Origin of the sequence: Chelatococcus sambhunathii, from assembly GCF_001418005.1 — a bacterium.
Taxonomy (GTDB): domain Bacteria; phylum Pseudomonadota; class Alphaproteobacteria; order Rhizobiales; family Beijerinckiaceae; genus Chelatococcus_A; species Chelatococcus_A sambhunathii.
The window spans coordinates 351,288-376,688 of record NZ_LIOL01000002.1 but is presented as its reverse complement, the minus strand read 5'-3'; the positions used below and the strand labels follow the sequence as shown (position 1 = coordinate 376,688).

19 protein-coding genes and 1 pseudogene are annotated in these 25,401 nt (G+C 67.3%); 6 read left to right on the top strand and 14 right to left on the bottom strand.

The features are described 5' to 3' along the window. The first annotated feature begins 118 nt into the window (after positions 1 to 118). Positions 119 to 457 (top strand): hypothetical protein, encoded by a 339-nt coding sequence (locus ASC46_RS05300; protein WP_055458242.1) that lies wholly within the window; start codon positions 119 to 121, stop codon positions 455 to 457. On the opposite strand, the gene ASC46_RS05295 is transcribed toward ASC46_RS05300, so the two are convergent. The 9 genes from ASC46_RS05295 to ASC46_RS05260 form a co-directional block, all read right to left on the bottom strand. After that, a complete protein-coding gene (locus ASC46_RS05295; RefSeq protein WP_055458241.1) occupies positions 451 to 2,259 on the bottom strand; it encodes a calcium-binding protein in 1,809 nt (602 codons plus the stop codon). The genes ASC46_RS05300 and ASC46_RS05295 overlap by 7 nt on opposite strands. A 410-nt stretch (positions 2,260 to 2,669) precedes the next feature. Next, positions 2,670 to 2,966, bottom strand: coding sequence for a copper-binding protein (locus ASC46_RS05290; protein WP_055458240.1), 297 nt, complete (start codon positions 2,964 to 2,966; stop codon positions 2,670 to 2,672). Between the two features lie 26 nt (positions 2,967 to 2,992). Beyond that, positions 2,993 to 3,463, bottom strand: coding sequence for a cupredoxin domain-containing protein (locus ASC46_RS05285; protein WP_055458239.1), 471 nt, complete (start codon positions 3,461 to 3,463; stop codon positions 2,993 to 2,995). 26 nt (positions 3,464 to 3,489) lie between these two features. Next, positions 3,490 to 4,875, bottom strand: a complete 1,386-nt coding sequence (locus ASC46_RS05280) for a multicopper oxidase family protein (protein WP_055458238.1) — start codon at positions 4,873 to 4,875, stop codon at positions 3,490 to 3,492. A gap of 14 nt (positions 4,876 to 4,889) precedes the next feature. Then, positions 4,890 to 6,341 (bottom strand): TolC family protein, encoded by a 1,452-nt coding sequence (locus tag ASC46_RS05275; protein ID WP_055458237.1) that lies wholly within the window; start codon positions 6,339 to 6,341, stop codon positions 4,890 to 4,892. After that, entirely contained in the window at positions 6,338 to 6,556 is a 219-nt protein-coding gene (locus ASC46_RS20760) for a hypothetical protein (RefSeq protein ID WP_072249431.1), read from the bottom strand. Before ASC46_RS20760 ends, ASC46_RS05275 begins: the two co-directional genes overlap by 4 nt. 160 nt (positions 6,557 to 6,716) lie before the next feature. Further along, positions 6,717 to 7,181: a hypothetical protein gene (locus tag ASC46_RS05270; RefSeq protein WP_055458236.1), complete on the bottom strand. Its 465-nt coding sequence runs from the start codon at positions 7,179 to 7,181 to the stop codon at positions 6,717 to 6,719. Between the two features lie 116 nt (positions 7,182 to 7,297). Continuing rightward, the gene (locus ASC46_RS05265) at positions 7,298 to 7,582 is read right to left on the bottom strand and encodes a heavy-metal-associated domain-containing protein (protein ID WP_245280472.1); all 285 of its coding nucleotides are present in this window, start codon (positions 7,580 to 7,582) and stop codon (positions 7,298 to 7,300) included. Positions 7,583 to 7,981: 399 nt separating this feature from the next. Then, complete coding sequence (locus ASC46_RS05260) at positions 7,982 to 11,731, bottom strand: vitamin B12-dependent ribonucleotide reductase (RefSeq protein ID WP_055458235.1); 3,750 nt, start codon at positions 11,729 to 11,731, stop codon at positions 7,982 to 7,984. Positions 11,732 to 12,559: 828 nt separating this feature from the next. Here ASC46_RS05260 and ASC46_RS05255 point away from each other — a divergent pair. Next, positions 12,560 to 12,970 carry an NADH:ubiquinone oxidoreductase subunit NDUFA12 gene (locus ASC46_RS05255; RefSeq protein WP_055458234.1) on the top strand — a complete coding sequence of 137 codons (411 nt, stop codon included), beginning with the start codon at positions 12,560 to 12,562 and terminating at the stop codon, positions 12,968 to 12,970. A 305-nt stretch (positions 12,971 to 13,275) separates the two neighbouring features. Continuing rightward, positions 13,276 to 13,707 (top strand): annotated as a pseudogene (locus ASC46_RS05250) (DUF2155 domain-containing protein); the annotation flags it as partial. A gap of 97 nt (positions 13,708 to 13,804) precedes the next feature. On the opposite strand, the gene aat reads toward ASC46_RS05250, so the two are convergent. The 3 genes from aat to ASC46_RS05235 are packed head-to-tail and all read right to left on the bottom strand — an operon-like array spanning position 13,805 to position 18,254. Continuing rightward, a complete protein-coding gene (aat, locus tag ASC46_RS05245; RefSeq protein ID WP_055458232.1) occupies positions 13,805 to 14,470 on the bottom strand; it encodes a leucyl/phenylalanyl-tRNA--protein transferase in 666 nt (221 codons plus the stop codon). 14 nt (positions 14,471 to 14,484) lie between these two features. Next, entirely contained in the window at positions 14,485 to 16,638 is a 2,154-nt protein-coding gene (gene mdoH, locus ASC46_RS05240) for a glucans biosynthesis glucosyltransferase MdoH (RefSeq protein WP_096335335.1), read from the bottom strand. A gap of 23 nt (positions 16,639 to 16,661) precedes the next feature. Next, complete coding sequence (locus tag ASC46_RS05235) at positions 16,662 to 18,254, bottom strand: OpgD/OpgG family glucan biosynthesis protein (protein ID WP_055458231.1); 1,593 nt, start codon at positions 18,252 to 18,254, stop codon at positions 16,662 to 16,664. 239 nt (positions 18,255 to 18,493) lie between these two features. Between ASC46_RS05235 and glmU the strand changes: the two genes are divergently transcribed. Further along, positions 18,494 to 19,873 carry a bifunctional UDP-N-acetylglucosamine diphosphorylase/glucosamine-1-phosphate N-acetyltransferase GlmU gene (gene glmU / locus ASC46_RS05230; protein WP_055458230.1) on the top strand — a complete coding sequence of 460 codons (1,380 nt, stop codon included), beginning with the start codon at positions 18,494 to 18,496 and terminating at the stop codon, positions 19,871 to 19,873. A 138-nt stretch (positions 19,874 to 20,011) separates the two neighbouring features. After that, on the top strand, positions 20,012 to 21,838 hold the full coding sequence (gene glmS / locus ASC46_RS05225; protein WP_055458229.1) for a glutamine--fructose-6-phosphate transaminase (isomerizing): 1,827 nt from the start codon (positions 20,012 to 20,014) through the stop codon (positions 21,836 to 21,838). Between the two features lie 24 nt (positions 21,839 to 21,862). Here glmS and ASC46_RS05220 read toward each other — a convergent pair whose 3' ends face one another. Beyond that, the gene (locus ASC46_RS05220; protein ID WP_245280471.1) at positions 21,863 to 22,309 is read right to left on the bottom strand and encodes a YbaN family protein; all 447 of its coding nucleotides are present in this window, start codon (positions 22,307 to 22,309) and stop codon (positions 21,863 to 21,865) included. Between the two features lie 153 nt (positions 22,310 to 22,462). Here ASC46_RS05220 and ASC46_RS05215 point away from each other — a divergent pair, with 153 nt between their 5' ends. Next, the gene (locus ASC46_RS05215; RefSeq protein WP_055458487.1) at positions 22,463 to 23,242 is read left to right on the top strand and encodes a DUF502 domain-containing protein; all 780 of its coding nucleotides are present in this window, start codon (positions 22,463 to 22,465) and stop codon (positions 23,240 to 23,242) included. Between the two features lie 2 nt (positions 23,243 to 23,244). On the opposite strand, the gene recG is transcribed toward ASC46_RS05215, so the two are convergent. Then, the gene (gene recG, locus ASC46_RS05210; RefSeq protein WP_055458228.1) at positions 23,245 to 25,350 is read right to left on the bottom strand and encodes an ATP-dependent DNA helicase RecG; all 2,106 of its coding nucleotides are present in this window, start codon (positions 25,348 to 25,350) and stop codon (positions 23,245 to 23,247) included. Positions 25,351 to 25,401: the final 51 nt, after the last annotated feature.

Genomic DNA, 25,401 nt, shown 5'->3' with positions numbered 1-25,401 from the left:
GCTTCTTCAGGCGGCGGCGCTCCGGTTCCGCTCGGTAAAGAAAATGGCGCGCATTTGACTTGTTCTGCCGCCGGCAAAACGGCCTCCTAGGGTCAGCGGGCAAGCGGGAGGCGTGGCAATGCTGTTGACGATCAATATGCTGGACGGGGCCTTCAAGGGGGACATGCGACAGAAGATCGTCATCAAGGACCTCATCGCCCAGGTGATTGCGGCCCAGGCGCTGAGCGTGGCGGCCTACAGGCGCATCGAAGTGACGGTCGACAACGCACGCCAGCTGGTCGCGCTCGTGGCTGAAGAGCGGGTGTTCGAGACGCCGGAGATCGGCGAGGTCACCATCGGCCGACGGGCAGAGCAGATCCTGATGAACCTCGTCAGCCGGCCCCTGCCGACGAAGGTGCCGGTTCCGCCGGCGCGAGGACGCGGTGCCCCGACCGGCGGACCCGCCGGGAATCAATAGCCGAACAGGAAACCTCCGGCATCGAGGTCGGACAGCTCGATGCCGGCGATGAAGATGCCGCCATCGCCGAAGTCGATCGCCACGCCGCCGTCGACCTCGCGCGAGGCGGCGAGGACCTCGTCGACATTCGTGAGAGGTCCACCGAGGAAGCGGATCCGGTCGCTGCCGTCCTCGAAATCCTCGATGCGGTCGTAGCCGGTCTCGTTGCCGACGTAATTGAACACGTCCGCCCCGGTGCCGCCCCACAGCTGGTCGTCGCCGTCGCCGCCGTAAAAATGGTCGTTGCCGGCTTCACCATACAGCCGGTCATTGCCCGCTTCGCCGTCGAGGCGATCGCCCCCGGCGCCGCCATAGGCGACGTCATCGCCGTCGCCGAGGAGGAAATAGTCGCCCGTCAGCGTGACGCCGGCCAGGTTGCCGAGGCCGCTGTCGCCGTCGAGCCCGTAGACGGTATCGTTGCCGGATCCGGTCATGACGACGAGGTGCTCGAAACCGATCGCCGTCGCTCCGCCGGGGATGATGCCGGAGGCAACGTCGACGAGGAGGTCGTCGGTCGCATCGCGTTCGTCGATCATGAGCCGGTCGAAGCCCGTGCCGCCATCGAGGAAGTCGGCGCCGCCGCCGCCGCTGATGAAGTCGTTGCCCTCATGGCCGCGGATCACGTCGGCGCCCGGGGTGCCGATGAAGGAATCGCGGCCGGTCGAGCCTTCGATGGTCAGCTGCTCGAAACCGACCGCAGCTCCCGACTTGCCGACGCCGAGACTCGACAGGTAGATCTCGCCCGTATCGGCATTATGGGTGGCGCTGAAGCCGACGAACTCCCAATTGCCACCTGGGCCCGGCGCGAGCTGGGTCTGCGCGGCGCGGAAGTCGAGGACGAGGTGGTCGATGCCCTCGCCGCCGTCGGCGCGGCCTACACCGTTCAGCACCACGAGGTCGTCGCCGGTGCCGGCATTGATGTGATCGTAGCCCCAGCCGGTCCCGCCGATGATGACGTCGTTTCCGGCTCCACCGGACAGGCGGTTGGCGCCGGAATTGCCGGCAATGTAGTCGTCGTGCTCGGTGCCGTAGACGTTCTCGATGGAGATCAGCACGTCGCCCTGGGCATAGCCGCCGATCTGCGGGCCGCTGCGCGTCAGGTCGACGTTCACGCCCTTGGGCGAGCCGGTGTATTCCACCGTGTCGGAACCGCCGCGCCCGTCGATGATGTCGGCTCCGGCGCCGCCATTGATGACGTTGTCCCGGTTGTCGCCGGTCAGCCGGTCGTCATGGCTGGAGCCCGTCAGGTCCTCGATATTGTAAAGCATGTCGCCTTGGGCATCGCCGCCGATCTGCGGTCCCGGGCGGTCGAGGTTGACGTCGACGGCCTCAGGCGAGAAGGCGTAGCTCGCCCTGTCGCGCATGCCATCGCCGCCATCGATGATGTCCGCTCCAGCGCCGCCGCGCAGCGTGTTGTTCCCGGAATCGCCGATGAGGACGTCGTCGAAGCGCGAGCCGGTGATGTTCTCGATGCCGACAAGAACGTCGCCTGCGGCGTCGCCGGCGCTCCCCTGCGGTCCGGAGAGGCGCAGGTCGACCGTGACGCCGGCGAGCGAAGAGAGATAGACCGCCGTGTCGCGGCCGGCGCCGCCATCGAGCAGGTCGGCGCCGGGACCACCCCACAGGCGGTCGTTGCCATCCCCGCCGAAAAGGCTGTCGTCGCCGGCATAGCCGACGAGATCGTCATTGCCTCCAAGACCTTCAAGAACATCGGCAAACCTGGTTCCGTAAAGCCTGTCATCATCATCGGTTCCCACGGGCATGGCAGCCTCCTGTGCGGTGTGGCAGCGCAGGATTTCCGAAGGTTACATGGAAGGCAATACAAATATATGCTGTCGCTTTCGTTCGAAAATAACTCTACTTTACAACGGAATGATTGGTATGACCAATTCAAACATTTCCTGCGCATCTGTGTGCCGTTTACTCCTTAAGATGCACCCATGGCCTATGGCCTGAGCACTAACGAGGGGCTCCGGATTCGATTGCGGCCATGCCAGCCCCGCCTCGGTCGGGAACGCGCGACCATCAGCGTTCGCCGGCCGGATTGAAACTGCGCAAGGCGTCGCGCCGCCCGCGACTCGGGATCACTCGAAAGACACCACTCGCCCGGCATCCGCTCGACGACGTCTTCGCCGCGGAAAGGGGCGCGCCGGTAGCGCCCCTGATGGCGCGGTCACTTCGCCTGTTCGATCTTCGTGACGGTGATGCGGCCATTGATGCGGTCGGCCTCGAACCGGACCTTGTCGCCGACCTTGACGGTCTTGAGCATGGCGGGGTCGGCCACCACGAAGACCATGGTCATGGCATCCATGTCGAGGTTCTTGATCGGGCCGTGCTTGAGGGTGACCTTGTTCTGCGCCGGGTCGATCTTCGTCACCTGACCGTCGACAGGGGCAGCCTGCGCCAGCGCGAGGACAGGGGCGAGGGACAGGGACAGAAACGGGATTATGGCGATCGCGAATTTGCGCATCCTTGTCATCCTTCCTTCGGTTCTCGTCACTTGACGATGATCTTGCCGGTCATGCCGGCTTCGCGGTGGCCGGGAATGAGGCAGGAGAAGTCGAATTCGCCCGCCTTGGTGAACTTCCACACCATCTCGCCGGTCTTCCTGGGGGCGAGACGCCGGGCATTGGGATCCTCGTGCTCCATGTCAGGGTTCTTGCGCATCTCCTCGGCATGCTTGAGGTTTTCCGCGAGCGTCGCGACGACGATCTCGTGGTCGATCGCGCCGTTGTTGCGCAGCACGAACTTCACCTGCTCGCCCTTGCGCACCTCGATGGTGCGGGGCACGAACTCCATGCGGCCGTCAGCTTCGCGCATTGTCACCTGCACGATACGGGCGGGCTTCTTCGGATCGCCCGGCTGGCCGTAGGCGCGCTCGTCGCCACGGGAATGGCCGGCGTCGGCGAGCGCCGCGGCCGGTATGCAAAGGGCCGCAAGGGCGGCAAGGATCGTCTGGATCTTCATGTCTGCTCCGGGGTCGATGATCGGGGTCAGTGGTTGCCGTGGGAGGATGCGCCGCCGGGCTTCACGGCCCGGAATTCGGCAGCGCCTTCTGTCGGTGCGGGTGTGGCGCGCTCGGCACCGGGCGGCGCGCCCGTCCATTCGTAGGCGACGGTGCCGGGCGGGTGCTCGAACCAGCCCGGGTCCTTGTAGTCATCGCGCGCCAGCCCCTCGCGCACCTTCACCACCGAGAACATGCCGCCCATCTCGACGGCGCCGAACTGGGCGAAGCCCGTCATCATCGGCAGCGTGTTGTCGGGCAGCGGCATCTCCATCTCGCCCATGTCCGCCATGCCGGCCGTGCCCATGGGCATGTAGTCGGGCACGAGCTTCCTGATCTTCTTCGCCACCTCCCTCTTGTCGACGCCGATGAAGGTCCTGAGGTCGTGGCCCATGGCATTCATGGTGTGGTGCGACTTGTGGCAGTGGATGGCCCAGTCGCCCTCCTTGTCGGCGACGAAATCGAAGGCGCGCATCTGGCCCACCGCGCAGTCGATGGTCACCTCCGGCCAGGCGGCTTCCTCCGGCACCCAGCCGCCGTCCGTGCACGAGACCTTGAAGTCGTAGCCGTGCATGTGGATCGGGTGGTTGGTCATGGTGAGATTGCCGAAGCGGATGCGCACCTTGTCGCCCTTGGCCGCCACGATGTGGTCGATGCCGGGGAAGACGCGGCTGTTCCAGGTCCAGAGATTGAAGTCGGTCATCTCCGCCACCTTCGGCACATAGGCGCCCGGCTCGATGTCGTAGGCGGACATGAGGAAGACGAAGTCGCGGTCAACGCGGCGGAAGGCGGGATCCCGCGGGTGGACGACGAAGAAGCCCATCAGGCCCATGGCCATCTGCACCATCTCGTCGGCATGCGGGTGGTACATGAAGGTGCCGCTCTTCGTCAGCACGAACTCGTAGACGAAGGTCTTGCCCGGCTTGATGTGCGGCTGCGTCAGCCCGCCGACGCCGTCCATGCCGTTGGGCAGGATCTGTCCGTGCCAGTGGATCGTGGTGTGCTCGGGCAGCCTGTTGGTGACGAAGATGCGCACCTTGTCGCCTTCCACCGCCTCGATAGTCGGCCCGGGCGACTGGCCGTTGTACCCCCACAGATGCGCCACCATGCCCGGCGCGAGCTCGCGCACGACGGGCTCGGCGACGAGATGGAACTCCTTCCACTCGCCGTTCATGCGCCAGGGCAGCGTCCAGCCGTTGAGCGTGACGACCGGCTGGTAGTCCGGGCCGGTCGTCGGCACGAGCGGCGGCTGCGTCACCGCCTCCTTCATGGTGGGAGCCTCGGGGATGGAGGCGGCCGCGGCGCGGCCGGAGACGGCACCGGCGCTGACGAGCGCGGCCGAGGCACCGAGGAACGATCGACGGGAAACCGTCATGAGCTTTGCCTTTCTCAGTGTTCGCCGGCCTCGGCGGCCGCAAGCGCGACGGGGCCTTCTCCGGCTCCGCCGGAGGCGCCGCCGCCAATGATGGCGGTGTCGAAATCGACCGATGCGAGGAAGAAGTCGCGCCTGGCGCCGATCGCCGCGACGTTGCTGGCGATGCTCTCGCGCACGGTCGTCAAGAGCTCGAAGACGTCGATGAGCATGCCGTTGTATTGCAGCAGCGCCTCCTCGCTGACCGTCTTGCGCAGGGGCAGGATGCGGCTCTGATACTGGCGGGCGATGTCGTGGCGGCCGCGATAGGCGAGATAGGCCTCGCGCGCCTCGGACCGCACGTTGACGGCCTTCTCCAGCAGGCGGTTGACCGCCTGCATGTAGGTCTCGCGCGCCTGCCGCACCTTCACCTCGCCGAGGTCGAAGATGGGGATCTCGATCTCGAGCTCGAAGCCCTTCGGGTAGGCCTTCTCCTTGTGCCCGTCCTCGGTGACGCGCTCGTAGTTCCGCCGCAGGCTGCCATCGAGCATGGAAACGAAGCGCGTCGCCTCGCTCAGCCCGAGGCCCTTCGCCATGGCCTCGAGCTCGAGGCGGGCCGCGATGAGGTCGACGCGCCGGCGCACCGCCTCCTCCTCGACCTGTCTCGCCGTCCTCAGCCGCGGCAGGGGCGGCAGTTGCCCCGGCAGCCTGTAGTTGATGTCCGCGCCCCAGAGGCCGAGTTGGCGCGTCAGAGCTTCGCGCTGGGTCGCCGCCGCGAGGCGCGCCTCGGCCAGCTGGTTTGATATCTCCGCGTAGAAGGCGCCGGCCCGGGCCTGGTCGAGCTTGTTGGCGGCGCCCGTCTCGCCGAGCTTGCGGGTGAGGTCGGCGGCGGCGTCGGCCGAGGTGCGGGCCTCGTCGAGGAAAGCGACCGTCTGCCGCGCCGCGACAGTGCGATAATAGGCCCGCCGCGTCTCTGCCGCCATGCGGAAGGTCGCCTCGATGGCCCGCTGCCGGGCTGCCTCGAACTGGGTCTTCGCGATGTCGCTGCGCGCCGGCAGCGTGAGAAGCGCGAGGATATTGGCGACGAGGCGCCGTTCGATCTCGAGTTCGCCGCCCGTCGACAGGCGCTCGATGCCGATGACGGGGTTCGGCGGCAGGCTCGCCTGAACGAAGGCCGCTTCCGAGATGCCGAGAGTATTGTACGCCGCCTGCAGGCCACGGTTGTTGAGAAGCGCGACCTGCACGGCGCCATCTGCCGTCAGCGGCCGGGCGAGCAGTGCCTTGACGCGTTGCTGCGCCGCTGCGGCATCGGCTGCGGAGGCAATCTTGATCGTGTCCTTGCCGAGGTCGGCGGAGACCCGCGCCGCGACAGGCCCCATGCCGCCGTCTGGCGTGAAGGCGGCGCAGCCGCCGAGGGCGAAGGCGAGCGCGCCGGCCGCGGCGAGGCGCTTCATCGGCACGGCAGGATCGGGTTGGGCTACTGACGTCATTCGCTCCTCCCGCGGGGAGCGACGCTCTCGTTGCTCCTGGACCACGCCCGGGGTGCGACGGGCTGGTAATCGGCCGTGCCGGCCGTCACCGGCACGTAGCGCAGGGGCGGCACCCGCGCGCCGGGATCGGCCGGATCGGCACCCGCCGTGATGGGAGGGGGGCCGGAACATGCGGACAGGAGGACGGCGCAAGCCGTCGCAAAAAAGGCTTTCATGATTGGACCTCGGACAGGCCGACGAGGGCGCGGGTGGCGCGGGTGGCGCGGGCGCGCCACGAACCACTCGCTCAACGACAGCACGTGACACGGCTACCGGCGAAAGAGGTCGGCCAGGATCCGGGGAATGTGGTGGACCGCTTGTGGTCCGGTGCCGGAATCAGGCCGACGCTTGCGCGCTGCCCGATCGCGGCGGCCGCTCGAGGCGTGCCGCGAGGGCTTCCTTGATGCCGACGCGAAAGAAGGCCGGCTCGGTGGCGCCGACGATCCTGTGCGGAGACGACGTGCAAACGGCCGACGGTATGGCGAGATGACAGGCGAAGGCGCAGCAGTTCATGCCAGCGCCCTGGTGCCTCTCGGATTTGCACGAGCCATCGTTCGTGGCGGGGCAGGCCTGGCCGGCGGCCGGGCCGTGATCGCTGTCGGCATCCTGGCCATGGCCGTGATGAACGTGCGCATGCCGCGGCGTCTCCGCCACAGCGCCTCCTGCTGCAGGCATTTGTCCGGGCGTATTGGCATAGCCCCAGCCGACGCTCGTCGCCGAGAAGGCGAGGGCGGCGATGAGGATCACCAATCTGCGAAATGCTTGCAGCATCGGATGAACGATAAGTGCGATCTTGGTCATGGCAAGGCTGGACACTTCGTCCGACCGGAATTCTGGCGGCGGTGACGCGGTCGCCACAGCATATCAGGATTGAGGCGGCGGAGACGTGCGAGGCTCGCGACCGGGCAAGGACTGCCTCAGACCGTGGACGGGGTGTAGCCCGCCTTGATCACGAGCGCCTTGATCGCCGCGATGTCTGTTCCGCCTCGCACGGAAACGAGCTTGGAGGCCGGATCTACCGCAACCTGCGTCCCCGGCAGGCCCGTCTCGATCGCCTTGCTGATGGCAGCGGCACAGTGGCCGCACGTCATATCCTCCACCCGCAGGCTCAGGACCTCACGGCCGGGCTGCGGAACGACGTTTGTCTGCGACTGATGAGCATTGCACCCGCACATGGACTCGCTCTCCGTTTCAGGGACCATGCGCCATCTCTGCGCCTTCCCACCATGGGAAGGTCAAGAGCGCCTTTACCGGCCCGGCCGCAATTCTGGGTTAACGGTCATCCTCGTCGCCGTCGCCCGCGTCGCTGCCGCCCAACCAGCCGCCCATCGTCATATGGGCCATGCGGCGACGGCCGTTTCTCCACTATGGATGAATGAAAACCAGAACGCTCTCTCAAGCCGGAGGAAAATAGGGTCTCAGGTCGGTTCCACTGCCGACAGTTGCAGCCCCGACGCATGTGACCGCGGCGGACTGTTGCGTCAATGCGGCAATCTGAATGACAAATTTACAGCGTGGGGGGCGCTCATCGCGCCCCCCGACAGATCCGGAACTTTGGGTCCGAAAACGGAACCCCGAGGGTTCCACCAACCACCCACCGCTCACGAGCAACCCGTCGTGCCGCCGCACGTGTCGCATTTCATGCAAGTGCCGTTGCGGACGAGCGTGAAGTTACCGCATTCGGGGCAGGCTTCGCCCTCGTAGCCCTTCATGCGAGCTTCGGCGCGACGGTCAGCGAGGGAGCGCCCGGTGCCCGTCGCAGGCTGGGAGGGGGCGGCGAAGCCGAGCTCGGCCATCTGCGCCTCGCCCACGGTTTCCTCGTCCTCCTCGAAGGCGGGTTCGCCCTTCAGGGCCGTCGCGCCGGAGGCGAGAGCGACAACCGTGGAGCCACGGCCGGCAGTGGGAGCGGGGCGACTGTCGCCGCCACCGGCGATCGACAGGAAGTTCGTCGCCCGGCCGCGCACGAAGCCGCGCGAGACCACCTGCGGCGCCGTTGCCTGCGGGGCAGGGGCCTTGCCCTGGGCGACGCCGCCGCCGAGCACGTCGTGGCCGATCTCGCCCGGATCGATGTGGGCGAGGTCGTGGCGGCCGAGATAGGAAATGGCGAGCTCGCGGAAGACATAGTCGAGGATCGACGTCGCATTCTTGATCGACTGGTTGCCCTGCACGAAGCCGGCCGGCTCGAAGCGCGTGAAGGTGAACGCCTCGACATATTCCTCGAGCGGCACGCCGTACTGCAGGCCGAGCGACACGGCGATGGCGAAGTTGTTCATCATCGCCCGGAAGGCGGCGCCCTCCTTGTGCATGTCGATGAAGATCTCTCCGAGGCGACCGTCGGCATATTCGCCGGTGTGCAGATAGACCTTGTGGCCGCCGACGATGGCCTTCTGGGTATAGCCGGTGCGCCGGTCGGGCATCTTCTCGCGCTCGCGCACGCGCTCGACGCGCTCGATCACCTTCTCGACGATCCTTTCGGCCACCTGAGCCGCTCGCGCCACCGGAGCCTGGGCGACGAGCGTCTCGACCGCATCGTCCTCGTCCTCGTCCTCATCGGCGATGAGGGCAGCATTGAGGGGCTGTGACAGCTTGGAGCCGTCGCGGTAGAGGGCGTTGGCCTTCAGCGCCAGGCGCCAGGAGAGGAGATAGGCGCTCTTGCAGTCCTCGACCGTGGCATCGTTGGGCATGTTGATGGTCTTGGAGATGGCGCCCGAGATGAACGGCTGCGCCGCCGCCATCATGCGGATGTGGCTCTCTACCGAGAGGTAGCGCTTGCCGATGCGCCCGCACGGATTGGCGCAGTCGAAGACCGGATAGTGCTCCGCCTTCAGGTGCGGCGCGCCTTCGAGCGTCATCGCCCCGCAGACGTGGATGTTGGCGGCCTCGATCTCGGCCCTGGAGAAGCCGAGGAACGGCAGAAGCTCGAAAGCCGGATCGCTCAGCTTCTCGGCCGGCACCTTGAGTGTGTCGCGCAGGAAGTCCTCGCCGAGCGTCCACTTGTTGAAGACGAACTTGATGTCGAAGGCCGACTTCATGCCCGCCTCGACGGCAGCGATCTTCTCTTCCATGAAGCCCTTGGCACGCAGGGAGCCGTGATTTATGGCGGGCGCCTGGGCAATGGAGCCGTGGCCGACCGCATAGGCCTCGATCTCGGCGATCTCGGCCTCGGAATAGCCGAGAACGCGCAGGGCGTCGGGAACGGCGCGGTTGATGATCTTGAAATAGCCGCCGCCTGCGAGCTTTTTGAACTTCACGAGAGCGAAGTCGGGCTCGATGCCGGTGGTGTCGCAATCCATGACGAGGCCGATGGTGCCGGTCGGAGCGATCACGGTCGCCTGCGCGTTGCGGTAGCCGTGCTGCTCGCCAAGCTCGAGCGCCTTGTCCCAGGCGTGCTTGGCGCGGGTCACGAATTCCTCGCCCTGGGCGAGCCTCCCACATGAGGCGTGGTCGAGCGGCACCGGCGGCGTCGCCAGCTTCTCGTAGCCCTCGCTCTTGCCGTACGCCGCGCGGCGATGGTTGCGGATGACGCGCAGCATGTGCTGGGCGTTCTTCTTGTAGCCCGGAAAGGGCCCGAGCTCGCCCGCCATCTCGGCCGAGGTGGCGTAGGAGACGCCCGTCATGATGGCTGTCAGGGCGCCGCCGAGGGCGCGGCCCTCGTCGGAGTCATAGGACAGGCCCATGGTCATCAGGAGCCCGCCGATATTGGCATAGCCGAGGCCGAGCGTGCGGAACTCGTAGGACAGCTCCGCGATCTCCTTCGACGGGAACTGCGCCATCAGTACCGAGATCTCGAGCACGACGGTCCACAGCCGGCAGGCGTGCTCGTAGGAGCCGATGTCGAAGCGGCGCGAGGCACGGTCGTAGAACTGCAAGAGGTTCGCCGAGGCGAGGTTGCAGGCCGTGTCGTCGAGGAACATGTATTCCGAGCAGGGGTTCGAGGCGCGGATCGGTCCCGAAGCCGGACATGTGTGCCAGTCGTTGATGGTGGTGTGGAACTGGATGCCCGGATCGGCCGAGGCCCAGGCGGCATAGCCGATCTTCTCCCAGAGATCCCGGGCCTTCAGCGTCTTCGTGACGCGTCCGGTGAGGCGCGCTTTAAGCTGCCAGTCGCCGTCGGCCTCGACGGCAGTGAGAAATGCGTCGTCGACGCGGACAGAATTGTTGGAGTTCTGGCCGGCGACAGTCGCATAGGCCTCCGAATCCCAGTCGGTATCGTAGGTGTCGAAGGCGATGTCCGAATAGCCCTGGCGGGCGAACTGGATGACGCGCTTGATGTAGTTGTCGGGCACCATGGCGCGGCGGGCGAGCTTGATCTCGCGCTTGAGCGCCGGGTTCTTCTCCGGATCGAAGCATGCGTCACCCTCGGCCTCGCAGTTCACGCAGGCCTTCATCACGGCTTTCATATGCTTCTTGACGATCTTGGAGCCGGTGACGAGGCTCGCGACCTTCTGCTCCTCCTTCACCTTCCAGTCGATATAGGCCTCGATGTCGGGATGGTCGACGTCGACCACCACCATCTTGGCGGCGCGGCGCGTGGTGCCGCCCGACTTGATGGCGCCGGCCGCCCGGTCGCCGATCTTGAGGAAGGACATGAGGCCGGAGGACTTGCCGCCACCCGAGAGCTTCTCGCCCTCGCCGCGCAGGGCCGAGAAGTTGGAGCCGGTGCCGGAGCCGTATTTGAACAGGCGCGCCTCGCGAACCCACAGGTCCATTATGCCGCCCTCGTTGACGAGGTCGTCGGCGACGGACTGGATGAAGCAGGCGTGCGGCTGCGGGTGCTCGTAGGCCGACTTCGACTTCACCAGGCGGCCCGTGGTGTGGTCGACATAGTAGTGGCCCTGGCCCGGGCCGTCGATGCCATAGGCCCAGTGCAGGCCGGTGTTGAACCACTGCGGCGAGTTGGGCGCGACCATCTGGTTGGCGAGCATGTAGCGCAACTCGTCGAGGAAGGCGGAGGCGTCCTCTTCGCTCGAGAAATAGCCGCCCTTCCAGCCCCAGTAGGTCCAGCAGCCGGCAAGCCGGTCGAACACCTGAGTGGACGAGGTCTCCGAGCCGTAGCGCTCGTTCTCGGGCAGGGCGGCGAGGGCCTCATCATCTGGCACGGACCGCCAGAGGAAGGAGGGAACGTCGTTCTCCTCGAGCTTCTTCAGGCGCGCGGGCACGCCGGCCTTGCGGAAATATTTCTGCGCCAGCACGTCCGTCGCCACCTGACTCCAGGACGCGGGCACGCTGATGCCCTCGAGGCGAAAGACGACCGAGCCGTCGGGATTGCGGATCTCACTGGTCGCGAGCCGGAACTCGATGGTGGAATAAGGAGAATGGCCCGCCTTCGTGTATCGCCGCTCGATCCGCATTGTCGTCATCCCCATGAGCCGGGCGAAATCCGCCCTCGAAGCCGCCAACCGACGGCTCCCACCCGCAGCTCTGTTGTTGCCTCTAAACCTCGGGCAGGTTCGACCCGCCTCGATCGTGAACCGCCGCCGGCGACCGCATGTCCCGCGAGGGAAAAGACCGCTCCAGGGACGACCCGTGCGCCGCCCGGCTGCCTTCACCACCCCATGAGCGGTATTTGTTCCGGCCGGGTTTCGGCCGGTGCGACGCCGCCGCGACGTAACGCCTAAGCTAGTGCCAGAAAGCCTTATTCGTCAAGAATTAGTGCGAACAGGCCATCGCGCCCCCTATATCTTGTGACGAGGATGTGAACAACGGGGACGATGTGGTGCGTTCTGCGTAAGTATCGAAAACTGTGGCAGGATTTACCCCGCGTTGAAGTGATGCTTGAACGAGGCGCGGGTGCCGCAGCCACGCGCCGGGCGGCGATCAGCGCATGGCGGGGGCGGGCGACATGCATCTCAAGGGCGTTTATCGACGCAGCTTCCCGACCGGAAGTTGCGGCATGGCGGGAGCCTCAGTGGTGCTGAAAACAATGCCGGCCAACGAACGAATCGCGGTTGTGGGGTGAGGGGGAATGGCGCCGCCTCGCGCCGGCCGGTGTGAATGACTGCGAAGCTGGCCGGAGCAATGCCCTCTTGACGGACGGCCGGCACCAACGGCGGCGATTCTCCGCCGTCTCCTGCGGCAAGGCGTAGCTGGACATTGCGCGGCGAGACGGTCATATTCCGCGCGATTTCGCGGCGGCGCAGCCCGCGATCGCAGCCCATGCAACGAGATCGGGGTCAGCCTTGAAGACCTTCCTGCTTCAGTTCTTCACCTGGTGGAGCGGCCAGACGCTTGGCACGCGGTTCCATACCTGGCGCAATGGCGAATTCGTCGGCGAGGACGAGTTCGGGAACAAGTATTACCGGACCCGCGGCGGCAGGAAGGATCCGGCGCTCGGCATCGAGCGGCGCTGGGTCATCTACAACGGCGAAGCAGAAGCCTCAATGACCCCGCCCGGCTGGAATGGGTGGTTGCACCATACGGTGGACGTGCCGCCGACGCAGGAAGACTACAAGCCGCGCGACTGGCAGAAACCGCACAAGCCGAACTTCACCGGCACCCCGAAGGCTTACCGTCCCGCCGGCTCGACACTCGCGAGCGGCCGCCGGCCGCCGGCCACGGGCGACTATCAGGCGTGGTCGCCGGGCAGCTGAAGCGGCGGCGCATCCACAAGCTCGATTCTCTCATCCAGGGCCGCCATCGCGGCCCTGTTTCGTTTTTCCGGAAGCTTTTCTGGCGACGCCAGAGCACGGGGCGGCGCAGCGGGGCGCCGTCAGCGATCAGGAGCGCGAAACCGTCTGCCAGGTCGCGGCCATGCTTCGGACCAAACATCGCGGCTGCCGTCATTTTCTGTGCGCACGCCCTTTTTCCACCATCTCCGCCATGTTAACCGGGACACGGTGCCGAGAGGCAGTGGCGCCGGCGGGCACGCCGGTCTTCCGCGAACGAGGCTTGGTTGATGCGCTTGGCTGTGCCCCTCCTGTCCGCCCTGGTGCTGAGTACGCTGGCCGTCCCGCACGCCAGCGCAGACAAGATCAGCAACCCGACGGCTGTCTTCTCCGGCCTCGACAAGATCACGGGGCGCATCGTCTCGTTCGAGGTCGCCGTCGAGGAAACGGTGCAGTTCGGCGCCCTGCAGCTGACACCGCGCGTCTGCTACACGCGCCCCGACACCGAGACACCCAACACGACCGCTTTCATTGAGGTGGACGAGGTGACGGTAAACAACGAATACCGTCGCATTTTCACCGGCTGGGTGTTCGCGGCCTCGCCCGGCCTGCACGGCATCGAGCATCCGGTCTACGATGTCTGGCTGACGGGCTGCACCGGCGGCACCGAGATCATTCCCGATCCGCCCGCCCAGCCCGCGGCCGATGCCCCGGCGCCGGCGCGCGGCGGCTGAACCGCGCATGTGGTCCTGCCGCTCGACCCCATACCGGGGCTGCGACTGCCGCCCCCCGGTGGACGCGGCCGCCGCTGAAAAGCGGCTATCGGATTGCTGAGACGATGCAGCGGCCGAACTGATGGGCGTTGAGCGGAAGCCTGTCCCAGTCGGCTGCCGTGGTTATGCTCTTCTGCAACATCTGCAAGTACTTCTTCTTCGGCACCTCGGTCGCGCCGAACTGGCGCAGATGTTCGGTGACGAATTGTGTGTCGAGCAGCGTGAAGCCGCCGCTGCGCAGGCGCGCGACCAGATGGACGAGGGCGATCTTCGAGGCGTCGCGCGTGCGGTGGAACATGCTCTCGCCGAAGAACGCGCCGCCAAGCGCCACGCCGTAGAGTCCGCCAACCAGATTCCCGTCGTCCCACACCTCCACGGTGTGACAATGGCCGAGATCGAAGAGCTCGCCGTAGAGCGACCTGATGCGGCGGTTGATCCACGTGCGCTCGCGGCCCGGTGCCGCCGCGGCACAGCCAGCGATGACCGCTTCGAAGGCGCTGTCGATGCGGATCTCGTACCGGTCCGCGGCGACGCTCCGCGCGAGGCGGCGTGGCAAATGGAAGTCGTCGAGCGGCAGGATGCCACGCTCACGCGGCTCGACCCAGAACAGGCCCGGCTCGTCGGCGCTCTCGGCCATCGGGAATAGGCCGCAGGCGTAGGCCTTGAGCAGAAGCCCCGCCGTGATCTCGCCACTGCGCCCACCTTCGCTCATCGGTTGGGTGTCCGTTATTCCGCCGCCTCGTCGTAGGCCTGACGATCGGCCGGCGCCTCGCCCGGCAATCCGGCGAGCAGAGCCACCAACGCGCGGTCGTGCAACAGCACCATACGTTCCTTCGGCCGCAGCCAGGCTACAGCATCGTCGATGGACCGGGCGTCGACAAGCTTGGCCTGTGCCAGAGCGCGCTCCGCATCGATCGCACCGCGCCGGCGTGGTTCCGCGGGCGGCAGCATCGCCTCGTGCGCCGCCCGCAAGGCCGGGTCGGCATGAATGGCGCGCAGACCATCGGCCTCGTCGAAACCGTTCGCGGCGAGTTCCCTGGTGAGTTCGGCGGCGCGCAGCGCGATCGGCGGCGGCACCGCTTCCTCCGGTGTCAGCAGGAGGCCCCAGCGTTTGAGGGCGAGCCCCGCCGCCAGCGTGCCGCTGAGCCAGGAAAGAAGGATGGCGAGCACGAGACCGAGGATGGTCGGCGACATCCAGGCGAACAGCGAGGTCGAGATGAGGAAGGCCGAGACGCCCGTGACGATGCCGAGGAGCACATGCATGCGATGGCGGCGCACGATGTCGCGGAAGGGGACCGACCCGTCGTCCCGCCGCTGCGGCTGCCAGCCGGTGTCGCGCCCCGCGAGGATCTGGAACACCGCCCCGGACTGGATAAGCATCATCATCGGCGCCAGCATGGCCGACAGCAAGATCTCGATCAGGGCGGAAAGAACGAGCCGCAGGCCACCACCACTCGGGCGCCGGATGGAGCCCCTGAGCAGGGCGAGGGTGAGGCCGAAAACCTTCGGTGCCAGCAGCACGCCCATGGTCAGCGCGAAGAGCGCGAGCGCCCGCTCCGCGTCGAAACGTGGCCAGATCGGCGACAGGGCAAACTCGCTGGTGAAATATTCGGGCTTCACGTAGCGGGTCTGCAGCACGAGGACGAGGCCGACCACGAGTTGCATGAGCCAGAAGGGCGAGGCGAGATAGGACATGATGCCGGTCGCGAAATGCTGCCGGCTGGCGAGCTTCAGTCCCCGCGCACCGATGACGCGCATGTGCTGAAGATTGCCCTGGCACCAGCGGCGGTCGCGCGCGGCCACATCGATGAGCGAGGGTGGGCTCTCCTCGTAGCTGCCCTCCAGCTCCGGCAGCATGTAGACGGACCAGCCGGCGCGGCGGATGAGCGCCGCTTCGACGAAGTCATGGCTGAGAATGTGGCCACCGAACGGCGGCTTGCCCGGCAGGTCCGGCAAGCCGCAATGGGCCGCGAAGGCGGCGGTGCGGATGATTGCGTTGTGGCCCCAGTAGTTGCCGTCGCGCCCCATCCAGACCGCGAGGCCCTTGGCGATGACCGGACCGTAGATGCGCGCCGCGAACTGCTGCAGGCGCGCAAACAGCGTATTGCGGTTGATGACAAGTGGCAGGCTCTGGATGATGCCGGCATCCGGATCGGCTTCCATCGCCGCGGCAAGGCGCACGATGCAGTCGCCGGTCATCAGGCTGTCGGCGTCGAGCACCAGCATGTGATCGTAGCTGCCACCCCAGCGCGTCACGAAATCGGCGATATTGCCCGCCTTGCGGTGCGTATTCTTCGGCCGGTGGCGATAATAGAGGCGGGCATCGGGCCCGAGACGCTGGCGCAGGGCGAGGAAGGCCCGTTCCTCCGCGATCCAGACATCGGGATCGGTGGTGTCGGAAAGCAGAAAATAGTCGAAATGGGAACCAAGCCCGGTTTCCTCGATCGACTCGCGGATGGCCGCGACCGCGGCGAAGACCCGAGCGGTCGATTCGTTGTAGATCGGCATCACGACGGCGGTGCGCCGCGTGAGCGTCGTCGGTGCCTGCGAGGGACGCCGGCTCCACAGCAGGGCGATGAAACCGACGACGGCGGAACTGAAGGCCAGCGCGATCCACGAGAAATTAACGGAGAAGAGTGCGACCAGCACCCACTGCAGTACAGTGGTGCGGCTGACAGACACGACCTGAACCATCTCCCACACGCCATAGGCGGTGAGGGCGGCACCGCCGCCGAAGACGGCGAGCCGGGCGAGCCAGGGAACGGCAAAGCGCCGGATTGGCCGGCGCCGCTCCTTGCTCGGCTCGAAGCGCCGCAGCGATTGGGTCGGCATGGCGAGCGGCGCCTCGGGCGGCATCGCATCGGGAAGGATCGTCGTCATCGGGCGCGGATCAGCGTGGTCCGTCATGGCGTCCAACGATATAGCCACGTCTCGCTCGCGGCTTTGCCAGCCGCTTCCAGCAGCAGGCGCAGCTCGGAAGCCATCTCGTTTCCTGGATCAAGCTCGAAAGTCACGCGCAGTGTGCGCCTTTCCGGATAAGACCACAATCTGAGATCGAGAATCTGGCCGGGCGTAGCCGAAAGAGACGGCTTGATCTCGACAATGGCGGCAGGGTCGGCGAGGCGCTCGCCGACGAAGTCGATGGCGAAGCGCCGCCTGTTGCCGGAACCGCCACGGCCTGCGCGGGTATTGGCGACGGTGGCGAGCGGCGGGCGCTCCGGCGGCGTCCAGCACCAGAAGAGCCGATAGGAGATGCTCGCTTCCTCGCCGGCCTTGTAGGGCTCGGCCGGGCGCCAGTAGGCGATGACGTTGTCGTTGCGGTCCGAATCCGTCGGCACCTCGATGAGCTGCACGCTCCCCTTGCCCCATTCCCCGAAGGGTTCGAGCCACAGGCTCGGCCTCAGCTCGAAGCGACGCAGGTCGTCCTGGAAGGCCGAGAAGTCGCGATCGCGCTGCAACAGGCCGAAGCCGCGCGGGTTCTCGTCAATGAAGGCGGAGATCTGCAGCGTCTCGGGGTTGGACAGCGGGCGCCATATCCATTCGCCTTGGCCGTTCAGGATCTGCAGGCCCTTGACCTCGTAGGCGGCCACGCGCACGTCGTCAGCCGCGCCGTCGTTCGGCCCGAAGACATAGGTCGCGTTCATGGCGCCGATGCCGACGTGGTCGAGGTTCGTGCGGGGGAAGAGCGCCACTTCGACGTCGGTGATCGTCATGTCGCCGGGGCGCAGCGTGAAGCGCACTGCGCCGGCCGCACTCGGCGCATCGAGGAGCGCATGCACCGCGAGGCTGTCGGACCCGGGCGCGGGTCGCTCGATCCAGAAGGCGCGAAACAGCGGAAATTCCTCGCCGCGCGAGTCCGCCGGCTGCAATGCGAGTGTGCGCGCGGTAATGCCGTAGTTCTGGCCGGAGGCGATGGCGCGGAAGAAGGTCGCGCCCTGGAAGACGGCGACCTCGCGCTTGGGCTCGCGCCCGGAGCCGAAGAACACCTTAAAGCCAGAAAAATCCAGACTGCCGACATCGGCCGGCAGCTGCTGGGCGGCGCCGAACACGAAGCGGCTCGGATCATAGGCCACGCGGCGGATGGTGCCGTCCTCGACGACATAGATGGTCACCGCATTCGTGTAGATGAAGCCGCGATGCAGCGGCTCGATCGAGAAGCTGCGCCCTTCGCCGGCCCACACGCGCGCCGTCTCCCGCAGGCGGATGGCCGAATAGTCCTCGAAGGACAGGTTGGCCAGGGTGTCAGGAAGGGTCGTCGGTGGGGCGACGTAGGCCTTGCGCGCAATGGCGCTTGCCACCTCCGCCACGCGGGCGGGATTGAACGGCTGCCCCTCCGCCAGGACCGCCTCTATGGCCACCTGCGGAAAGGGCTTTTCCTGCGCGAGAACAGGCTTCGCCGGCAGGCCGAGCGCGGCCCCGCCGGCGAGACCAAGGCCGAGGCGCAATGCCTCCCGGCGATCAGGATGGCGGGAGGACGCGATGGAGCCGGAGGACATAGACGATTCGTTCGGCACTTTGGCAGACAACTCGACCTATTGGTGCGTTCGGGATACTGGTGTGAGCACCGGCGGCTTCTATCATGCTTTCGACGGCAGCGGCGAAATTTCGTTGAATCGCGAACAGCTTCCACGCCGAGCGCAGACACCTTTGACACTGGCAACGATTTGCGGTCGTAAAGAGGCCGAAATTGGGAAGCTGTCCGCTTCCACGCAGCGGATGAGATCCGGGAGATGGCATGGTGAAGGCATCGGATCCGGCGGCGGCACGTCGCTGCCTCGTCATCGTACTGGCCGCAGGAGAGGGTACGCGCATGAAATCGCGCACGCCCAAGGTTCTCCATGCGCTCGCCGGGCGCAGCCTCCTTGCCCACGTGCTCCACGCCGTCTCGGCGGCCGGGGCGGACGCGGTGTCCGTGGTCGTTGGCCCGGACCGCGACGACGTCGCCGCCGAGGCGCGCCGCGTGCGGGCCGATGCGACGATCCATGTCCAGGCACAGCGCCTGGGCACGGCCCATGCCGTGCTCGCAGCGCGCGACGAGATCGCGCAGGGCTATGACGACGTCCTCGTGGCCTTCGCCGACACGCCCCTCGTGACCGCAGAGACCTTCGGCCGCCTGCGGGCGGAGCTTGCCCGCGGCGCCGCCGTCGCCGTGCTCGGCTTCGAGGCCGCCGATCCCAACGGCTACGGGCGTCTTATCATCGAAGGCGAAGACCTCCTCGCCATCCGCGAACACAAGGACGCGAACGACGAGGAGCGGCGCGTCGGCCTGTGCAACGCGGGCCTGATGGCCCTTGACGGCGGCGAGGCGCTCGCGCTGCTCGACGCGATCGGCCAGGACAATGCCCAGCGGGAGTTCTACCTGACCGACGCGGTGGCGGTGGCGCGGGCGCGTGGCCTCAAGGCCCATGTCGTCGTTGCCGATGAAGCGGAAGTCCAGGGCATCAACGACCGCACCCAGCTTGCGCAGGCAGAGGCGACGCTGCAGGTGAGGCTGCGGCTTGCGGCGATGCGCGAGGGGGCGACGCTGCAGGCGCCGGAGACGGTCTTCCTCAGCGCCGACACACGCCTCGGCCGGGACGTGGTGGTGGAGCCGCATGTCGTCTTCGGGCCCGGCGCGATGGTGGAGGACGGGGCCGTCATCCACGCTTTCTCGCATCTCGAAGGGGCGCGGGTCCGCGCCGGCGCATCCGTCGGTCCCTATGCCCGCCTGCGTCCGGGCACCGATATCGGCGAGGGCGCGCGGGTCGGCAATTTCGTCGAGGTCAAGAACGCGACGCTCGGGGCCGGCGCCAAGGCCAATCATCTGAGCTATCTCGGCGATGCGACGATCGGCGCCAGGGCGAACATCGGCGCCGGCACCATCACCTGCAACTACGACGGCTTCCGCAAGCACCGCACGGAGGTCGGCGCCGGCGCCTTCGTCGGCTCCAATTCCTCCCTCGTCGCGCCGGTCACCATCGGAGATGGCGCCTTTGTCGGCTCCGGCTCGGTGGTGACCATGGACGTGCCGGCCGATGCGCTCGCTGTCGGCCGCGCGCGGCAGGTCACCAAGGACGGCTGGGCACAGAAATTCCGCGAAACGTTTAGTGGCGCTTCTACCAAAAAGACCGAATGAGGCGCATGCTCATCTGCGCCCTTACGTCACAAACGGATATCGAACGTGATTTGAACCTGCGCGTCGCGATCGGATACCACGTCGATCCGCCGTGATCGGCGATACGACTGTGCTGGCCTTTCGGGGAGTAGACCATCCATGTGCGGCATCGTGGGAATACTCGGGCGGCAGCCGGCCGCCCCGCTCGTGGTGGATGCGCTGAAGCGCCTCGAATACCGCGGCTACGACTCTGCCGGCGTCGCCACACTTGAGAACGGGCGGCTGGAGCGCCGCCGGGCCGAGGGCAAGTTGCGCAACCTCGAGGACAAGCTGGCGCGCTCGCCGCTGTCCGGTCCCGTCGGCATCGGCCACACCCGCTGGGCGACACATGGCCGCCCCAACGAAACCAACGCGCATCCGCATGCGACGGATCGTCTCGCCGTGGTCCACAACGGCATCATCGAGAATTTCCGCGCGCTCAAGGAGGAGCTGCAGGCCGGGGGCGTGGTCTTCGAGACCGAGACGGACACCGAGGTCGTCGCCCAGCTGGTGACGCGCGAGATGCGGGCGGGCAAGGCGCCGGCCGATGCTGTCGCCGCCGTCCTGCCGCAGCTGCGCGGCGCCTTCGCGCTCGCCTTCGTCTTCGCCGGCGAGGACGACCTTCTCATCGGTGCGCGCCACGGGGCGCCGCTCGCCATCGGCTATGGCGAAGGCGAGATGTATCTGGGCTCCGATGCGCTGGCACTGGCGCCGCTGACGGACGAGATCTCCTATCTCGACGATGGCGACTGGGCGGTGCTGTCGCACGACGGCGCCATCATCCGCGACGCTTCCGGCAAGGTGGTTCAGCGCGAGCGCCAGCGGTTCTCGCCAGGCGCCTTCATCGCTGACAAGGGCAACCACCGCCATTTCATGGCGAAGGAGATCCACGAGCAGCCGGAGGTGGTCGGCCGCACGGTCGCCCATTACGTCGACCTCGCGGCAGGTCGGGTGAAGATGCCGGCTGAACTCGCCGTCGATTTCCGCAAGGTGAACCGCATCGTCATCTCGGCCTGCGGCACGGCCTATTACGCGGGGCTCGTCGCGCGCTACTGGTTCGAGCGGCTGGCGCGCCTGCCGGTGGAGATCGACGTCGCCTCCGAGTTCCGCTACCGCGAGATGCCGCTGTTCGCGACGGACGTGGCGCTGTTCATCTCCCAGTCGGGCGAGACCGCCGACACGCTCGCCTCGCTGCGCTATGCCAAGGCGGGTGGTGCCTCGATCCTGTCCGTCGTCAACGTGCCAACCTCGACGATCGCCCGCGAAAGCACGGCCGTGCTGCCGACGCTCGCCGGCCCCGAGATCGGAGTGGCCTCGACCAAGGCCTTCACCTGCCAGCTCGCGGTGCTGCTGGCGCTGGCGATCGCCGCCGGGCGGGCGCGCGGCACCCTGAGCGAGCGGGACGAGGAGGGGCTCGTCTCCGCCCTCATCTCGGTGCCTGGCCTCATGGCCGAGGCGCTGAAGAGCGAGGCGGATATCGAGGGCCTGGCGCGCGAATTGTCCAAGGCGCGCGACGTGCTCTACCTCGGGCGCGGCATGGCCTATCCGCTCGCGCTCGAGGGCGCACTGAAGCTCAAGGAAATCTCCTACATCCATGCGGAGGGCTATGCCGCCGGCGAATTGAAGCACGGCCCCATCGCCCTCATCGACGAGACGGTGCCGGTCATTGTGTTGGCACCCAGCGATGCCGTCTTCGAGAAGACCGTGTCGAACATGCAGGAGGTGGCAGCGCGCGGCGGGCGCATCGTCCTCGTCGGCGAGGCGCATGCGGCACGCGAGGCGGCCGTGGAGACGATGGCGACCGTCGCCATGCCGGCCATGAACCCCATCATCGCGCCGCTGGTCTACGCCATACCGGCCCAGCTGATCGCCTATCACACGGCGCTCTTCATGGGGAAGGACGTGGACCAGCCGCGCAATCTCGCCAAGTCCGTGACCGTCGAATGAGCGCCGCGGGCTGTTGCCAGCCGCTCATACCTCCGCGACAGGCTCGGGCCGCGTGATGATATAGGCCGCCACGGCAATGAAGCAGGCGGCGGCCGCGATGCGGCCCACCATCGGCGCGGCCGAAGCCAGCACGATGCCGTAGCTGACGACGAGGCTGATACAGGCGATCCACTTCACCCGGCGGGGGATGGAGCCGTTCGCGCGCCAGGCGCGGACGGAGGGGCCAAGGTATCGGTGCTCGAGCAGCCATTGCTCGAAACGCGGTGAGGACCGGGCAAAGCATGCCGCCGCAAGAATGAGGAAGACCGTGCCCGGCAGGAGCGGGATGACGAGGCCGATGGCTCCGATGGGGACGAAGAGGCAGCCGAGCCCGAGATAGATGAAGCGCGCAGCCGGTGAGCGGGCCGCAATCCGCTGCCCCGCGTCGGTCGCCCTGCTGCGGCGATCCTGCTCGATCCTCCTGCCTTCCACGTGTCGTTCCGATTCGATTTGTCTGAAACGCCTGCGGTGATTGGCCTGCTTGCAAGGAAAATGGCAAAGCCCCATCAATTGTGAAAGGGCTTCGGGGTGGGGATGCGGCCGCATGACACGCCCCGGCAAGCCTCAGGGGACAGGTTGTATCGCATGGATGACAGGCACAAGCAGCCGGAGGATGACGAAACCGTTCCGACGGCGCATCAGATCGCCCAGGAGGTGGCCGCAGCCTCGGCCGTCCGGCCGCACACGGCCGGTTCCCGGTTGCGCAACTATTTCCTGACCGGCGTCGTCGTCGCCGGTCCGCTCGCCATCACGGCCTATATCGTCACCTGGATCATCGGCCTCATCGACGGCTGGGTGAAGCCGCTCATCCCCGCGGCCTACCTGCCGGACACCTATCTGCCCTTCGCCATCCCGGGCTTCGGTCTCGTCGTGGCCTTCATCGGCCTGACCCTGCTCGGTTTCCTGACGGCCAATCTCGTCGGGCGCTCGCTGCTCAATTTCGGCGAACGCATCCTGGCGCGCATGCCCGTGGTGCGCAGCCTCTACAAGGGCGTGAAGCAGGTCTTCGAGACGGTGTTCTCGGAGCAGGGCACCTCCTTCCGCTCCGTGGTGCTCATCCCCTATCCCTCGCGCGAGGTGTGGTCGATCGCCTTCCTCTCGGCGCCGCCGGCCAAAGCCATCGCCGAGCGCCTGCCGGATGCCGGCGACTATGTCGGCGTCTTCATGCCATGCACGCCCAATCCGACGACGGGGTTCTTCTTCTACCTGCCGCGCAAGGACGTCATCGAGGTTTCCCTGACGGTGGAGGAGGCGGCGAAGCTCATCATGTCCGGCGGCGTCATCCAGCCCGATAGTGCCAAGCCGGCGCCGGCGAAGGCGCTGCCGGCGCGCAAGCGCAAGGGGCTGGAGCCGGTTCAGCCTTAGTCTCAGCCGGCGCGCAGCAGGCGGATGGCCTCGTCGCGCTCGAAGAGATAGAGCAGCAGCCGCAAAGCCTCGCCGCGCGGGCTCCCGAGCCTGGGATCGCGCTCGATGACGAGCCGCGCATCGTCCCTGGCGGCGGCGATGAGGTCCGCATCGGTCTCGGTGCGCACCAGGCGGAAGTCGGGAGCGCCGGACTGGCGTGTGCCGAGGATCTCGCCCTCGCCGCGCAGCTTCAGGTCCTCCTCGGCGATGCGGAAGCCGTCCTCCGTCTCGCGCATGATCCTGAGGCGCGCCTCGGCCACCGGGCCGAGCGGCGCCTTGTAGAGGAGAAGGCAGGTGGAGGCGGCCGCCCCGCGGCCGATGCGCCCGCGCAGCTGGTGGAGCTGGGCGAGGCCGAATCGTTCCGCGTGCTCGATGACCATGACGGTCGCCTCGGGTACGTCGACGCCGACCTCGATGACCGTGGTGGCGACGAGAATCTTAAGGTCTCCCGCCGCGAAGCGCGCCATGACGGCGTCCTTCTCCCGTCCCGGCATCCTGCCGTGCAGGAGGCCGACGGCCTCGCTCCCGAAGACGGAGACGAGGCTCGCGTAGCGCTCCTCCGCCGCCGCGACGTCGAGCGTTTCCGATTCGGCGACGAGCGGGCAGACCCAATAGACGCGCGCGCCGCCGCGGATCGCCCGGCCGGTCGCGGCCACCACCTCGTCGAGCCGTTCGAGCGGTACGGTACGGGTGTCGATCGGCTTGCGGCCGACCGGCTTCTCCTTGAGGACCGACACGTCCATGTCGCCGAAATAGGTGAGCACCAGGGTGCGCGGGATGGGGGTCGCCGTCATGACAAGCACGTCGACGGCCACGCCCTTGGCGCCGAGGGCAAAGCGCTGGTGCACACCGAAGCGGTGCTGCTCGTCGACCACGGCCAGGCCGAGGTCCTGGAAGGCAACGTCTTCCTGGAACAGCGCATGGGTGCCGACCACGATGTCGAGCCCGCCCTCGGCAAGCGCCGCGAGCGTGCGCCGCCTTTCGGCGCCTTTGTCCCGGCCCGTGAAGAGGCCGAGCCGCAAACCGGCGGCTTCGGCGAGCGGCGCAAGGCGCTCGAAATGCTGGCGGGCGAGGATCTCCGTCGGCGCCATCATCGCCGCCTGCCGGCCGGCCTCGACGGCGCTCGCCATGGCCATCAGGGCAACGGCCGTCTTGCCGGAGCCGACGTCGCCCTGCAAGAGGCGCAGCATGCGCTGCGGCGCGGCGAGATCGCGGCGGATGTCGGCGATCGCCTGTTCCTGCGAGCCGGTGAGGGCGAAGGGCAGAGCCTCGCGCAGGCGGGCGACGAGGCGGCCATCGCCGACGTTCTCTCGCCCCGGTGCACGGCGCAGGCTCTTGCGCAGGAGCGCGAGGGCGAGCTGGGTCGCGAGCAGTTCGTCATAGGCGAGGCGGCGGCGGGCGGCACTGTCCGGCGCGAAGGCGGCCATGTCCTGCGGGGCGTGCAAGCGCTCGAGCGCGGTGCGGAAATCGGGAAAATCGTTGCGCGCCAGCCAGTTCTCATCCTGCCACTCGGGCAGTTCCGGCACGCGGGCGAGAGCGGCGCGGGCGACGCGGTTCACATACCGCGCCGTCAGGCCTTCGGTGAGGCCGTAGGTCGGCTCCACAACCGGCATGTCGGCAAGGCCGGCGGCATCGACGATGCGGTCGGGGTGGACCATCTGGCGCCGCCCGTCCCACAATTCGATCTTGCCAGAGACGAAGCGCTTCTCGCCGACGGGCAGCAGCTTGTCGAGCCGCCGCCGGTCGGCGTTGAAGAAGACGAGGGTGACGTCGCCCGTCTCGTCCTCCACGACGACGCGATAGGGCGCGCGCGAGCGGCCGGGCGGCGAGGGATGGTGCGAGACGACACGGACGGTGAGCGTCACGATCTCGCCGGGCACCGCCTCCGCCACGGTCGGTCGGGCGCGCCGATCGACGGCGCCATGGGGCAGGTGGAAGAGCAGGTCGAGCACGCGGGCGGGCTTGCCCGGCTCGCCCACGAGCCTGTCGAACAGCAGCCGCATGCGCGGGCCGACGCCGGGCAGCGAGGTCACTTCGGCGAAGAGTGGATCGAGGAGCGAGGGGCGCATCGCTGGGGCTGCTGGAGGTTCGAACGGAAATCGCGGGCGGGCTGACAGACA

Coding starts and splice junctions, on each gene's coding strand:
- ASC46_RS05300 (WP_055458242.1), top strand. CDS start 119: ATGCTGTTGACGATCAATATGCTGGACGGGGCCTTCAAGGGGGACATG.
- ASC46_RS05295 (WP_055458241.1), bottom strand. CDS start 2,259: ATGCCCGTGGGAACCGATGATGATGACAGGCTTTACGGAACCAGGTTT.
- ASC46_RS05290 (WP_055458240.1), bottom strand. CDS start 2,966: ATGCGCAAATTCGCGATCGCCATAATCCCGTTTCTGTCCCTGTCCCTC.
- ASC46_RS05285 (WP_055458239.1), bottom strand. CDS start 3,463: ATGAAGATCCAGACGATCCTTGCCGCCCTTGCGGCCCTTTGCATACCG.
- ASC46_RS05280 (WP_055458238.1), bottom strand. CDS start 4,875: ATGACGGTTTCCCGTCGATCGTTCCTCGGTGCCTCGGCCGCGCTCGTC.
- ASC46_RS05275 (WP_055458237.1), bottom strand. CDS start 6,341: ATGACGTCAGTAGCCCAACCCGATCCTGCCGTGCCGATGAAGCGCCTC.
- ASC46_RS20760 (WP_072249431.1), bottom strand. CDS start 6,556: ATGAAAGCCTTTTTTGCGACGGCTTGCGCCGTCCTCCTGTCCGCATGT.
- ASC46_RS05270 (WP_055458236.1), bottom strand. CDS start 7,181: ATGACCAAGATCGCACTTATCGTTCATCCGATGCTGCAAGCATTTCGC.
- ASC46_RS05265 (WP_245280472.1), bottom strand. CDS start 7,582: ATGGTCCCTGAAACGGAGAGCGAGTCCATGTGCGGGTGCAATGCTCAT.
- ASC46_RS05260 (WP_055458235.1), bottom strand. CDS start 11,731: ATGCGGATCGAGCGGCGATACACGAAGGCGGGCCATTCTCCTTATTCC.
- aat (WP_055458232.1), bottom strand. CDS start 14,470: ATGAGCGAAGGTGGGCGCAGTGGCGAGATCACGGCGGGGCTTCTGCTC.
- mdoH (WP_096335335.1), bottom strand. CDS start 16,638: ATGACGACGATCCTTCCCGATGCGATGCCGCCCGAGGCGCCGCTCGCC.
- ASC46_RS05235 (WP_055458231.1), bottom strand. CDS start 18,254: ATGTCCTCCGGCTCCATCGCGTCCTCCCGCCATCCTGATCGCCGGGAG.
- glmU (WP_055458230.1), top strand. CDS start 18,494: ATGGTGAAGGCATCGGATCCGGCGGCGGCACGTCGCTGCCTCGTCATC.
- glmS (WP_055458229.1), top strand. CDS start 20,012: ATGTGCGGCATCGTGGGAATACTCGGGCGGCAGCCGGCCGCCCCGCTC.
- ASC46_RS05215 (WP_055458487.1), top strand. CDS start 22,463: ATGGATGACAGGCACAAGCAGCCGGAGGATGACGAAACCGTTCCGACG.
- recG (WP_055458228.1), bottom strand. CDS start 25,350: ATGCGCCCCTCGCTCCTCGATCCACTCTTCGCCGAAGTGACCTCGCTG.